Source organism: Pseudoalteromonas sp. ASV78, from assembly GCF_047806705.1.
Taxonomy (GTDB): domain Bacteria; phylum Pseudomonadota; class Gammaproteobacteria; order Enterobacterales; family Alteromonadaceae; genus Pseudoalteromonas; species Pseudoalteromonas prydzensis_A.
Map to the genome: position 1 here is coordinate 1 of NZ_JBLOPA010000010.1, position 353 is coordinate 353.

A 353-nucleotide genomic window follows, 5' to 3' on the forward strand; every position below is an offset into this window, starting at 1 on the left:
AAGACCCGTTTGGGTTGTATGGTTAAGTGACTAAGCGTACACGGTGGATGCCTTGGCAGTTGGAGGCGATGAAGGACGTATTAACTTGCGATAAGCCTAGTCAAGCTAGTAAAAAGCACTTGAGACTAGGATTTCCGAATGGGGAAACCCACCTGCTTGCAGGTATCGTTAACTGAATACATAGGTTAACGAGGCGAACGCGGAGAACTGAAACATCTAAGTACCCGTAGGAAAAGAAATCAACCGAGATTCCGGAAGTAGCGGCGAGCGAAACCGGAACAGCCCTTAAGCTTATTATGTGTTAATGGAAGGCGCTGGAAAGCGCCACGATACAGGGTGATAGTCCCGTACAT

At 47.9% G+C, this 353-nt stretch carries 1 rRNA gene; it reads left to right on the top strand.

The window, feature by feature from the left end:
• Positions 1 to 20 precede the first annotated feature (20 nt).
• Positions 21 to 353: ribosomal RNA gene (locus ACMVDV_RS23315) — 23S ribosomal RNA — on the top strand; the annotation flags it as partial.